The organism is Streptomyces sp. HSS9-12 (genome assembly GCF_054963655.1).
In genome coordinates this window covers 21,479-34,157 of the sequence record NZ_JBUEGC010000010.1, presented here as the reverse complement: position 1 = coordinate 34,157, position 12,679 = coordinate 21,479, and the positions used below count along the sequence as shown (strand labels likewise).

Annotated in this window: 9 protein-coding genes; 3 read left to right on the top strand and 6 right to left on the bottom strand. The window is 73.8% G+C overall.

Features of this window, described 5'->3' with window-relative positions; genetic code table 11:
- Nucleotides 1–162: 162 nt before the first annotated feature.
- The 5 genes from ACY34J_RS07585 to ACY34J_RS07565 form a co-directional block, all read right to left on the bottom strand.
- Nucleotides 163–297: a hypothetical protein gene (locus ACY34J_RS07585; RefSeq protein WP_462725807.1), complete on the bottom strand. Its 135-nt coding sequence runs from the start codon at nucleotides 295–297 to the stop codon at nucleotides 163–165.
- 156 nt (nucleotides 298–453) lie between these two features.
- On the bottom strand, nucleotides 454–687 hold the full coding sequence (locus ACY34J_RS07580) for a hypothetical protein (RefSeq protein ID WP_462725808.1): 234 nt from the start codon (nucleotides 685–687) through the stop codon (nucleotides 454–456).
- Nucleotides 688–1,216: 529 nt separating this feature from the next.
- On the bottom strand, nucleotides 1,217–3,355 hold the full coding sequence (malQ, locus tag ACY34J_RS07575) for a 4-alpha-glucanotransferase (protein ID WP_462725809.1): 2,139 nt from the start codon (nucleotides 3,353–3,355) through the stop codon (nucleotides 1,217–1,219).
- A complete protein-coding gene (locus ACY34J_RS07570; RefSeq protein WP_462725810.1) occupies nucleotides 3,356–3,649 on the bottom strand; it encodes a hypothetical protein in 294 nt (97 codons plus the stop codon).
- 298 nt (nucleotides 3,650–3,947) lie between these two features.
- Entirely contained in the window at nucleotides 3,948–5,363 is a 1,416-nt protein-coding gene (locus tag ACY34J_RS07565; RefSeq protein ID WP_462725811.1) for an amidase, read from the bottom strand.
- Nucleotides 5,364–5,930: 567 nt separating this feature from the next.
- Between ACY34J_RS07565 and ACY34J_RS07560 the strand changes: the two genes are divergently transcribed.
- Complete coding sequence (locus ACY34J_RS07560; RefSeq protein ID WP_462725832.1) at nucleotides 5,931–8,957, top strand: beta-N-acetylglucosaminidase domain-containing protein; 3,027 nt, start codon at nucleotides 5,931–5,933, stop codon at nucleotides 8,955–8,957.
- A 73-nt stretch (nucleotides 8,958–9,030) separates the two neighbouring features.
- Here the strand turns inward: ACY34J_RS07560 and ACY34J_RS07555 are convergent, their stop codons facing one another.
- Nucleotides 9,031–9,570 (bottom strand): HNH endonuclease, encoded by a 540-nt coding sequence (locus tag ACY34J_RS07555; protein WP_462725812.1) that lies wholly within the window; start codon nucleotides 9,568–9,570, stop codon nucleotides 9,031–9,033.
- 261 nt (nucleotides 9,571–9,831) lie between these two features.
- Between ACY34J_RS07555 and ACY34J_RS07550 the strand changes: the two genes are divergently transcribed.
- Nucleotides 9,832–10,905, top strand: a complete 1,074-nt coding sequence (locus ACY34J_RS07550; protein ID WP_462725833.1) for a mechanosensitive ion channel family protein — start codon at nucleotides 9,832–9,834, stop codon at nucleotides 10,903–10,905.
- Nucleotides 10,906–11,176: 271 nt separating this feature from the next.
- Entirely contained in the window at nucleotides 11,177–12,583 is a 1,407-nt protein-coding gene (locus ACY34J_RS07545; RefSeq protein WP_462725813.1) for a hypothetical protein, read from the top strand.
- Nucleotides 12,584–12,679: the final 96 nt, after the last annotated feature.

The following is a 12,679-nucleotide window of genomic DNA, read 5'->3' as shown; positions in this document are numbered from 1 at the left end:
AGTAATCCACCCGAGTGGCCCTACGGCAAGAGAACCGTCAGCCGATCACTCATTCAGCGGAGCGCACGCCCGTACCCCGCCCGAATCCGTTCCACCTGCGCAATCAATAGGCCAAAACGCACCTCCGCAACGCCTCGTGGTTCACCGGGCGCTGATGTGACGTCACGGACGCGCCCGGCGGTCGTACCGGTCCGGAATGGCGACGGCCTCCACCGTGTCCAGGACGGCGGCGTCGTCAAAGCCGCCGAGGGCGTAAACGCGGCTGGTATCTCGACCACGGTGGTAAGCCGCTTCCATGGTGGTGACCGGCGAACGGCTGAAAGCAGCAAGGCACCACCGGCTTGCCGGTCCCTGCCGCGGCCGGAAGGCCGCAGGGCGTGCACGCACGACGAGGGCGCCCGTGGCCGGTACGGCCGGGGCGCCCTCGTCGGGGAGGACTTGCGGGGTGTGGGGTCAGCCCTGGTGCTTGCTGCGCTTCTCGCTCACGATCACCAGGCCGGCGATCACCAGGAACAGGACGATGGGCGCCGCGACGTAGAGGGCGAGCGTCTCGGCGACGCTCAGACCCGGACCCGGGTCGTCGCCGTCGTCGGGGAAGACCGCGAACGCGGGGGACGACATGAGCAGCATCATCAGCGTCGAACCGGCCGCGACGGCTCCGGCACGCAGGACGTTCTTCTTCTCCACAGGGCCAAAGTAGCGAACTGCCCGGCGGGCCGCGCGGCCGGGGGTGCGCTTCCGCTCGCCGCGGGGGCCGCTCCGCGCCGGTTGGCGCTGGTTGGCGCTGGTTGGCGCTGGTTGGCGCCGGTTGGCGCCGGTTGGCGCGCCGCAGGCGGGTGGGGGTGCCGGGGGCCGGGGCCTCCGGGGCAGGGGGTCCTGGACTGCGCGCTCTCGGGCCTGACGGCCCTGAGCACACTCTCACGTCCAGGACCCCCTGCCCCTACGACCCCGGCCCCCTCACGTCCGTACGCGACTGCCGGTACGTCCGGAGCTTGCTGTGACTCCGCTCCCCCACCTGACCGAACCGGTCCCTTGCGGGGCGAAAGGGAAACATCACAGGCCAGGGATGCGATTCCCCCACCGGATGAAGCCGGTGGTCCCCTCGCTGGGAGACTGATGGCCCCGGCCCTTCCCGTCCGTATACGAGTGCCCGTACTCCTTCGCAGACGCGTGCCCCTGCTGTGGATACATCCGCTGTGGATACATCCGCCTCTCCTCAGCGCGCCGACTGTGCTTGGCGCAGATGTTCGGCCAGGTCGGTCATCAGGGCGTGCAGGCGGGGAGAGGTCGCCAGGTCCTCCAGGGAGACCGGACGCCCCTCCGCGTCGGCGATCGGCAGTCGCCAGTTCGGATACTCGTCCCACGTGCCCGGCAGGTTCTGCGGCCGCCGGTCCCCAACTCCGTCCGGCAGCCATACGCCGACCATCCGGGCCGGAGTCGCGGCGAGGAAGCGATAGACGGCCTTCACCGCTCCTTCCTCGTCCGCACCTTCCGGCAGCAGCCCCCGGCGCTCGAGCAGCCGCAGCCACTCGTGGACCTCCACCGTGTCCTCGGCCTGCTCCTTCGCCAGGGGGCGGGTGAGCAGCCCGAGCCGGTGCCGCAGCTCGACGTGCTCGCCGGTGAGGCGGGCAGCGGTGCTCGGCAGATCGTGGGTGGTGGCGGTGGCCAGGCAGTCGGCCCGCCACCCCTCGGGCGCCAGCGGCGGAGGGGTGGCGCCCGGAGGGTCTCCCTCCGGGCCTGGCCGGTCGCCGTGCCGGGCGGCCGACTCGTAGTCGCGCTCGAACCACAGCACCGACGTCCCCAGTACGCCCCGCTCGGTCAGCGCGTCCCGTACCCCGGGCTCGACCGTCCCCAGGTCCTCCCCTACCACGACCGCACCCGACCGGTGAGCCTCCAGAGCGAGCACCCCGAGCGTCGCCTCCGCGTCGTACCGCACGTACGTGCCTTCGGCCGGCGCGCAGCCCTGTGGCACCCACCACAGTCGGAACAGGCCCATCACATGGTCGATTCGCAGCGCGCCCGCGTGCCGCAACAGCCCGCGCAGCAGATCGCGGTACGGGGCGTAACCGGAGGCGGCGAGCGCATCGGGCCGCCAGGGCGGCAGCCCCCAGTCCTGGCCCCGGGAGTTGAAGGCGTCCGGGGGTGCGCCGACCGACATGCCGGCGGCGAAGGAGTCCTGCTGCGCCCAGGTGTCCGCGCCCGAGGGGTGCACCCCGACCGCCAGGTCGTGGACGAGCCCGATGGGCATGCCCGCGTCGCGCCCGGCGCGTTGGGCGGTGGCCAGCTGGGAGTCGGTCAGCCAGGCCAGCCAGGTGTGGAAGTCGACGCGGTCCATCAGCTCACGGCGGGCCCGGTCCGTACGGCCCGAGCGCGGGTCCCGCAGCCCGCTGGGCCAGGCCCGCCAGTCGGGGCCGTGGACCTCGGCGAGTGCGCACCAGGTGGCGTGGTCGTTCAGGGCCTGGCCCTGCTCGGCGAGGAAGTCGCGGTAGGCGGCGTGGCGCCCGGGGCTGAGCGGCACGGCCCGGACGAGCTCGAGCGCCTCGCGCTTGAGCCGCCACACCGCGTCGCGGTCGATCAGCGCGCTCTTGCGGAGGACGGCGTCGCGCAGCCCGGCGGCCTGGTCGAGGAGCTCGGCGGCGAGCCGGCGGGCCGGGCCGGTCAGATGCGCGTACTCCGGTACGTCCTCGACCCGCAGATGCACAGGGTCGGGGAAGCGCCGGGAGGAGGGGCGGTAGGGCGAGGGATCGGCCGGCTCGCCGGGCACGGCGGCGTGGAGCGGGTTGAGCTGGACGAACCCGGCGCCGAGGGAGCGGCCCGCCCAGGCGGCCAGGTCGGCGAGGTCGCCCAGGTCGCCCATGCCCCAGGAACGGGCGGACAGCAGGGAGTAGAGCTGGATCAGAAAGCCGTATGTACGCCCGGGCGGCGCGGGCATCCGGTCCGGGGCGACGATCAGCGTGGCGCGTCCGGAGCGGCCGTCGGGGGCGTGGGCGCGCAGTAGGTGGCTGCCGAGGGGCAGGTGCAGGGGGGCTGCCGGGTCGAGGCCCCAGTCGCGGCTCTCGCCGTCCTCGGTCTCGACCCGTAAGGCGGTGCCCTCGGGCAGGCGGGCGAGCCCGTTCAGCGCCCCGGGCCGGGGTCCCCCATGCCGGAGGACCACGGTGGCGGGGAGCAGCCGGTGCCTCTCCCCGTGCGTGTGGCGGTCGAGAGCGGCGCGGACGGCGGCCGGGGTCGAGGCATCGACACCCAGCGCGGCGAGCACGGCGACGACGGTCTCCTCGGGGACGTCGACGGTACGGCCCGGGGCGGGCTCGTACGAGGTGGCGACTCCGTGCAGTGCGGCGAGCCGCGCTCGGCCCATCTAGACCTCCGTGGACTCGCCTGACCCCATGCCGGTGGCGGTCGGCTCGCTGGTGAGCGGAAGTCCGGCGGCGAGCGGCGGCTCGCTGGTGAGGGGGGCGGTGTCGGCGAGCGGCGGCTCGCTGGTCAGCGGGGGCTCGGCCCACTCGGCGGAGCTGGCACCGTCCAGACCGGAGTCGGGGTCGGACAGGCCCTCCAGATCCAGCGGGTTGGCCGATTCCGGGAGCTCCATGGAGTCGGCGGGCTCGGCATGTTTGGAAAGGGCGGAAAGGAGCAGTTGGGCGGACGCGGCCACCGGGGCCTCCGTTGGTCGACGGCTGGGGCACCCCCAGCAGTAGTCCTCCTGGGCCTGGCGGCCCGGGAGGTACCCCCAGGGGGTCGGTCACAGCAGCCCTACCCACCGGGCGCGATCGCAGACGTAAACGACTGCAGAACGTGTCCCAGCTCACATGGACACTGCCGTCGGCGATTTGACGGTGGTGAGCGCCCTCGGTCGCAGGGAGTGCGGCAGAAGCGGATGTGAGGGCGGCAATTTTACGGCGCCGAGGGGGCGCGTACCGGGAGCGCGAGCCGCGTGGCGTGCATCCGGTGCCTCACCATGCCGGGGGTCGGCGGTCGAGCCAGGGTGCCGCCTCCTCCAGCTGGGCGGCGAGCGCCAGCAGGGGACCCTCAGCGCCGTGCGCGGCGCCCAGCATCATCCCGATCGGCAGGCCGTCGTCCGTCCACCCCAGCGGGAGCGACACCGCGGGCAGGCCGGCGATGTTCCACGGCCCGGTGAACGGGGTGAAGGCGACCTGGGCCTCGAAGTCGGCCGCGGGGTCGTCGTCGTTGCGCAGCGAGCCGACGGGGACGGGGATCCGGGCGAGCGTGGGGGTGAGCACGGCGTCGTACGGCGCCACCGCCGCCGCGAGGCGCCGCCCCACCGCCTGCATGGCGGCCAGCGCCCATGCGTACTCCGTGCCGCTCGTCGCCCGGCCCTGCTCGCGCAGCCAGCGGGTGAGCGGCAGCAGCTCGGGCTCCAGGGCGGGCGGTACGGGGGCGAGCGCCGACAGCACGGCCCATACGGGTGTGAACGTGTCCCGGTCGCCGGCCCGCAGCGGCTGTTCCACGTCCACGACCTCGTGGCCCAGCTCGGCGAGCAGCGCCGAGGTCTTCTCGTACGCGGCGAGCACCTCCGGCTCGACGCTGACGCCCGGGACGTCGGGGCGGGCCCACCGGGCGATCCGCAGTCGCCCGGGGGTGCGCTCGCACCAGTCGAGGAAGGGCGTCGTGGGCGCCGCGAGCGGCATCGGGTCGCCGGGTGCCTGCACCGACATCACATCGAGGAGCGCGGCGGCATCCCGGACCGTACGGGCCATCGGGCCGGCAGCGGCGAGCCCGCTGACGTCTCCGAGTGGCGCCGGACTGACCCTCCCCCGGCTCGGTTTGAGGCCGACGATGCCGCAGCAGCTCGCCGGGATGCGGATGGAACCGCCGCCGTCGCTGCCCTGCGCGGCGGGCGCGAGCCCGGCGGCCACGGCGGCGCCCGCGCCGCCGCTGGAGCCGCCCGCGCCGCGTGAGGGGTCGTACGGGGTGCGGGCCGGCGGGCCGATCCGGCTCTCGGTGTAGGCGGGCAGCCCGAACTCGGGGGTGTTGGTCTTGCCGAGCAGTACGGTGCCGGCGCGTTCGAGCAGGCCGACGAGATGGGTGGCGCTGTCGGGCGGGGCGACGCGGTCGGCGAAGGCGGCCGAGCCCGCGGTGTACCGGATACCGGGGACCGGATCGAGATCCTTGATGGGCAGCGGAACGCCGAGGAGCGGCGGCAGTTCGCCGCCGTCCAGGAGCCGGCGCTCCGCCTTGCGGGCGTCGTCCAGCGCGCGGTCGGGGGTGACGGTGAGGTACGCGCCGACGGTGCCGTTCAGGCGCTCGATCCGGTGCAGATAGTGCTCGGTCAGCTCGACGGGTGACAGCTCCCGGCCCCGGATCGCCGCGGCCTGCTCCAGCATCGTCAACTCATGCGGTTCGCCCACAGCCCCCACTGTAGGGGCCGTCAGCCGACTCGCGGCCCGTACCGGACGGCGCGGGCTCGCCAGGGCAGAGACCGGGCCACCATCCACGTCCATACGGCCCAGGCCCTCGGTCCGGGTCAGCCAAGAGGGGCGCTCGACCGGCTCCTGGTCTTCCGTCAGGTGAGCAGAGCTGCACGGCCCTTCAAGGATGCCCGGGAGCAGAGGCCGGGCACGACCTGCTCTCGTCAGCCGTGCACGGCTGACGCCGAGGAAGCGGGAGCGCGGCGATGGTCCGCGCTCCCGCTCCGCGGGGCCGCACGGCAAAGCCTCACCGCCGAGACCTCACAGCGCACCCAACGCGCCACCCGCACGCGGTTATGGGACAAGGCTTGGGCGCAATACCGGCACATCGGTCACTCACGTTGACACCCTCCTTCGCCGAATGGTGGGCTCGGTGCCCATTGGCACGAGGGCGGGCAGACCGACAGGGGTGAGGAGAAGGCCGTGCAGCTCCGGGGTACCAGGCCATTCGGGGGCAGGGAGCCCGGCGGGCGGGGCGGTTCGCGAGGGGAAGCCGGCGCGGCCCGAGTGGCCGGGGCGACGGCCCTCGCCGCCGCCGTCATCGGCTCACTGCTCGGCGGCTCCCCGGGCGCCGCGGCGGCTCCGCCGCAGCCGACGGGCCCCGCGGCCTCCGCACCGGACCGGGACCTCAGCCTGGACTACGACCAGAACTGGGCACCGGACCGGGAGAGCACCGGTGGCGTTCCCTCCGTCTGGCCCCGGCCGCAGGATCTCCGTGCGCAGGGCCCGTCCGTGCCCGTCACCGACGAGGTCGCCGTCGTCGCCGACGACACCACCGATCCGTACGCCCTCGACGGGCTGCACGCGCTGCTGCGCGCCGCCGGGACCCGTACGGTGCACGACGTACGGCCGGGTGAGCGGCTGCCCGCGCGCGGGCTCGTCGTGTTCGCCGGTGGGCGGGGCGCGGAGCAGGCACTGGGCGCCCTGCGCGCAACCCAGCGCGCGGATCTGCCCTCCGGCGGCTATCGGCTCGCGGTCGGCCGTGTCGACGGGCGCGACACCGTGGCGCTCGCGGGCGAGGGTCCTGACGGCCTCTTCCACGCCGCCCAGACGCTGCGGCAGCTGACGGTCCGTTTGTCGAAGGGCGGCAGGTTCGCCTTCGCCGGTGCCGTGATCCGCGACTGGCCCGGCACCGCTGTGCGCGGTATCACCGAGGGCTTCTACGGAACCCCGTGGTCGCTCGAACAGCGCCTCGCTCAGCTTGACTTCCTCGGCCGTACGAAGCAGAACCGGTATCTGTACGCCCCCGGCGACGACCCGTACCGCCAGTCCCGCTGGCGCGACCCGTACCCGGGCCCGCAGCGCGCCGAGTTCCGCGAGCTCGCCGACCGCGCACGCCGCAACCACGTCACCCTGGGCTGGGCGGTCGCGCCGGGCCAGGCGCTGTGCTTCTCCTCCGACGACGACCTCAAGGCCCTGACTCGCAAGGTCGACGCGATGTGGGCGCTGGGAGTGCGCGCCTTCCAGCTGCAGTTCCAGGACGTGAGCTACAGCGAGTGGCACTGCGGCGAGGACGCCGAGCGCTTCGGGTCGGGCCCGGAGGCCGCCGCCCGGGCTCAGGCACGCGTCGCCAACGCGGTTGCGAAGCACCTCGCCGCGCGCCACCCGGACGCGCCCGCGCTCTCCGTGCTTCCGACCGAGTTCTACCAGGACGGCGCGACCGCCTACCGCCGCGCGCTCGCCGACGCGCTGCACGCGCGCGTGGAGATCGCCTGGACCGGCGTCGGCGTCGTCCCGAAGACCATCACCGGCGGCGAACTGGCCGACGCCCGAGCCGTCTTCGGCCACCCGCTGGTCACGATGGACAACTACCCCGTCAACGACTACGCGCAGGACCGGATCTTCCTCGGCCCGTACACCGGCCGGGAGCCCGCGGTGGCGAGCGGCTCGGCGGCCCTCCTCGCCAACGCGATGGAGCAGCCGACCGCCTCGCGCATTCCGCTGTTCACCGCCGCCGACTACGCCTGGAACCCGCGCGAGTACCGCCCCAAGGACTCCTGGCGGGCGGCGATCGACGACCTCGCGGGCGGCGACACCCGCGCACGCGAAGCGCTGCGCGCCCTCGCGGGCAACGCCGCCTCGTCCGTGCTGGATGGTGACGAGTCGGCCTACCTGCGGCCGCTGACGGCCGCCCTCTGGGCGGCGCACGACGGCCACGACGGCACAGACCGCAAGGAGCTTCAGGCCGCGGCCACCCGGCTGCGCGACGCCTTCCAGGTGATGCGCGAGGCCCCACGGCGGCTGTCCGGCCCGGCCGGCCGCGCCCTGGGCCAGGAAGTGCGCCCCTGGCTGGACCAGTTGGCCCGCCACGGCGAGGCGGGAATGCGGACCGTGGACATGCTGCTGGCGCAGGCGCACGGGGACGGCGCCGCGGCCTGGCGGGCCGAACTCGACGTACGGCGGCTGCGCAAGGAGATCGCGGCATCGCGGGCGACGGTCGGCAAGGGCGTGCTGTCCCCCTTCCTCACCAAGGCGCTCGACGAGGCCGACGCCTGGACCGGCGCGGACCGCCGCGAGCCGGGCACCGCCATCACCGAGGGCCATGCGGACATGACCGTGAACCTCCGGCGGGCCCGTCCGCTGGAGGCGGTGACCGTCCTGGCGGAACCCGGGACCCGGCACGCCAAGGACACTCTCCGGGCCGCCGACGTCGAGGCGCATGTGCCGGGCGAAGGCTGGCGCCGGATCGGCGCGCTCTCCGGTACCGGCTGGACCCAGCTGCGGGCCAAGGGCGTACAGGCCGACGCCCTCCGGCTGATCTGGCCGGATCACGACAAGGCCCCGGTCGTGCACCGCGTGGTGCCCTGGTTCGCCGACAGCCCGGCCGCGGCACTGGAGCTGGGCCGCAGCGAGGCGGACGCCGAGATCGGCGGCGGCCCGCAGACCGTGACGGCCGACCTGACCGGGCAGCGCCCGTCCGACATCCGCGGCCGGCTCGCGGTGAAGGCCCCGAAGGGCGTCCGGGTCGAGGCCCCGGACGGCACCACCGTCCCGCGCGGGCGGAAGGTGCGCGTCCCACTGAAGATCACTGTCCCGGAGGGCACCCCGTCCGGCAGCTACGAGGTGACCGTCGGCTTCGGGGACGAGCGGCGCACCCTGACCGTACGGGCGTACCCGCGCACCGGCGGCCCGGACCTCGCGCGGGGCGCGAAGCCCACCTCCTCCGGCGACGAGACCGCGGACTTCCCCGCGTCCGCCGCCGTCGACGGGGACCCGGGCACCCGCTGGTCCTCCCCCGCCGAAGACGGCGCCTGGTTCCAGGTCGAGCTGGACCGCCCGGCCCGCCTGGGGCAGGTGGTTCTCCACTGGCAGGAGGCGTACGCCGCCCGCTACCGCATCCAGGTCTCCGAGGACGGGCGCCGCTGGCGCACGGCCGCGATCGTCCGCGACGGCAGGGGCGGCCGCGAGTCGGTCCGGATGGACGCCGGCGGCGCCCGCTTCGTCCGGATGCAGGGCGACAAGCGCGCCACCCGCTTCGGCTACTCGCTGTGGTCACTCGAGGCGTACGCGGTCACCGACGCACAGCGAAGGTGAGGGCGTACGGACGGGCCCCGCGGCGCGTGCGCTGCCGCCGCGGGGCCTGACCAGGGATGACGAAGGCCCGGTCTCAGGCAGAGGATCTGCCGTCGATCCGGGCCAAGGCGTCGTCAGCGCCGTACGGCTGCAGGTATGGCAGCCAGCGCGGGTCCCTATGGCCCGTGCCGATGATCCGCCACGCCAGGCCGGTCGGCGGCGCCGGCTGATGCCGCAGCCGCCAGCCGAGCTCGGCGACATGCCGGTCGGCCTTCACATGGTTGCAGCGGCGGCAGGCTGCGACCACGTTGTCCCAGGCGTGCCGACCGCCGCGACTGCGCGGAATGACGTGATCGACGCTGGTTGCGACGCCACCGCAGTACGCGCACCGGCCGCCGTCGCGGGCGAACAGGGCGCGGCGGGTGAGCGGGACAGTGCTTCGAAAGGGGACCCGCACGAAGCGTTTGAGCCTCACCACGCTGGGTGCGGGGATGACGCGGGTCGCGCTGTGCATCAGGGCGCCGGAGTCCTCGAGGCTGATGGCCTTGTCGTTGAGCACGAGGATGAGCGCGCGGCGGAGCGGTACGACGCCGAGCGGCTCGTACGACGCGTTGAGGACCAGGACATGCGGCACGGGTGCCTCCTTGTACGCCGGCGGCGCGTGGCTCGCGCCGGGACGATCTCCCCTCAGTCTCTCCTCATGCCTGGTCAAAGCGCCACCACGCCCGGGTAACACGTGGGCAGTGTTTTCGACCACACTCTGTTCTTCCCCGGCCGGAAACACCCTGCTGCCTCGAACGGATCAAGAGAGCACTCTCCTTGCCCCCCGTTAGTGTGGATAGTCGTCCCGCGCCAGTTCTGGCGGGCGTGTCCTGAACGGAAGGTTCTCGCTGTGTTGTCCTGGTTCCTCTCCGACGGCACGACGTCTCCTGCCGCGACCTCTCTCCAAGGGGCCCAGGAGAGCGCGTCGCAGGCCGCAGGCTGGGTGCAACAGAACTGGTCCACCTGGCTCGGCGCCGGGCTGCGCATTGTGCTGATCCTCGTCGTCGCGATGGTGCTGCGCTCGGTCGTCCGCCGGGCGATCACCAAGCTGATCACCCGGATGAACCGTACGGCCCAGGCCGTGGACGGCACCGCCCTGGGCGGGCTGCTGGTCAACGTCGAGCGGCGGCGGCAGCGCGCCGCGGCGATCGGATCGGTGCTCCGGAGCGTCGCGTCGTTCGTGATCATGGGCACGGCAGCGCTGACCGTGCTGTCCGTCCTCAACATCAATCTGGCGCCGCTGCTGGCCAGTGCGGGTGTCGCCGGTGTCGCGATCGGTTTCGGCGCCCGCAACCTGGTGACGGACTTCCTGTCCGGCGTCTTCATGATCCTCGAGGACCAGTACGGGGTCGGGGACACCATCGACGCGGGCGTGGCTGCCGGCGAGGTGATCGAGGTCGGACTGCGGGTCACCAAGCTGCGCGGCGAGGAGGGCGAGATCTGGTACATCCGCAACGGCGAGGTGAAGCGGATCGGCAACAAGAGCCAGGGCTGGGCGACGGCCGTGGTGGATGTGCAGGTCCGCTACGACGAGGACCTGGAGAAGGCCCGTAAGACCATCCAGGACGCGGGCGAGGAGATGGCGAAGTCCGAGCCGTGGAACGAGCGGCTGTGGGGCCCGGTGGAGGTGCTGGGCCTGGAGACGGTGACCCTGGACTCGATGGTGATCCGTACGCAGGCCAAGACCATGCCGGGCAAGGCGCTGAGCGTGGAGCGGGAGCTGCGCTGGCGGATCAAGCAGGCGTTCGACGCCGCGGGCATCCGGATCGTCGGCGGCGTCGCGGCGGCCGACGAGGCCGCGGCGTCCGATGCGACGGGGACCATCGCCGCGCCGTCCGCGCTGGCGAACCCGTCGTCGCCGCAGTCCGAAGCCACGACGCCGCTCTCGCCGCCGCCCGCTTCCAGCAGCCCGGGCGTGGCCAGGTAGCCCCAGCCGCCGCTTTCGTACGGTCCTTCCCGCGGCCCCCTCGCACCCGGTCTCGTCCGCCGGAGTGCGAGGGGGCCGCCGTGTTGCACCGCAGCGGAACCACCACCGGTGCGAACCCGTCCTGCAGGCCGGCACTTCGGTGCCCAATCGAACAAGATCCGGGCATTTCCCGGTGTGGATGTCAGTCGCTGCGGCCATACTGCTGGCAGTGCTCGTCACCTGCCGTGCCGCGGGACGGGCACCGCCGTCGGCACCCGAGGGGGGAGGGGTCGTGACACAGCGCCAGTCCGGCAGCGCGACCCTTGGCCAGGCGTCGCCCGACCAGCCTGCCGCGCCCGTACGGCGGACGGCGTTCGCCGAGGGGTTCGACCGGCTGCGGGCCGGGGCGACGACCGAGCCCGGGCGGCTGCGGATCATCGGGGCCGTACTGGCCGCGCTGGTCGTCGCGTTCGGTACGGTCACGGTCTGGCAGGTGTCCGAGCGGGTGGCGGCCGCGGACGGCGTGGTGAACCGGAGCCAGCCGCTGAGCGCCGACGCCGCCAGCATCTACCGTTCGCTCGCCGACGCCGACACCACCGCCGCCATCGGCTTCCTCTCAGGCGGCCAGTGGCCGCGCGAGATACAGCTGCGGTACGAGCGGGACATCAACACCGCCTCCGGCCTGCTGGTGAAAGCCGCGACGCACAGTGCGGGGTCGGCCTCGGCCCGCAGCCGGATAGCCACGCTCACCGAGCAACTGTCCGTATACACCGGGCTGGTGGAGCAGGCGCGCGCCAACAACCGGCTGGGACTGCCGCTCGGCGGCGCGTATCTGCGCTATGCCCACGACCGGATGCGCACCAGGCTGCTGCCCGCCGCCCGGACGCTGTACGAGGCCCAGTCCGGCCGGCTCGGGGCGGATTACGCGGAAGCCAGGGCCTGGCCGGGGGCGGCCCTGGCGACGGGCGCGGTGGCGCTCGGCGTTCTCGGCTGGGCGCAGCGCCGTACCTTTCTGCGGACCAACCGGGTGTTCAATCCCGGCATGCTGGCGGCGAGCGCCGCGTGCACCGCCATGCTGCTGTGGCTGGCGGTGGGACACGCCGTGGCGCGGTCCGCCCTCGGCGCGTCGAACGACCACGGAGCGCGGTCGCTGCACGTGCTGAGTGCGGCGCGGATCGACGCGCTGCAGGCCCGTGGCGACGAGAGCCTGACGCTGGTGGGGCGCGGCGCGGTCCTCACCCAGGACGGCCGGGACTTCTACGAATCGGGCTACCGCGCCGACATGCGGCGCCTGGTGGGTGCCGGCACCAGCGGCAAGGCCGCCCCGGGCAGCCTGCTCGCGCGCGCCGAGGCGCTGGCCGACGACCCCGAGGGGCGCGAGCCGGTCCGCGATGCCCTGGGGGGCGTCCGCCAGTGGCAGGAGCGCCATGCCCGGGCGCGGACGACCGACGAGAAAGGCAACTACAACGACGCCGTGAAGATGGTCATCGGCCATGGTGCGACCACGGGCGAGTCCTTCGACCGGGTGGACGGTGACCTGGAGATGGCCCTCGCCCACGAAGGGCGGGAGTTCCGGCAGGCGGCCGACGACGGCCGGGGCGCGCTGGCGGGGCTGGCACCCGGGGCCGCGGTGCTGGCCGTCTTCGGTGCGGGCGGCGCGGTGCTCGGTATCGGCCGCAGACTGTCGGAGTACCGGTGAGGGGGGCGAGGGATCGGTGCATCCGCTGAGCAGGCTGCGCCGCGGGGGCGAGTCCGCCCCGGGAATCGCCGTGCCGCGAGCCGGGGCCCGGGGCAG

Coding starts and splice junctions, on each gene's coding strand:
- ACY34J_RS07585 (WP_462725807.1), bottom strand. CDS start 297: ATGGAAGCGGCTTACCACCGTGGTCGAGATACCAGCCGCGTTTACGCC.
- malQ (WP_462725809.1), bottom strand. CDS start 3,355: ATGGGCCGAGCGCGGCTCGCCGCACTGCACGGAGTCGCCACCTCGTAC.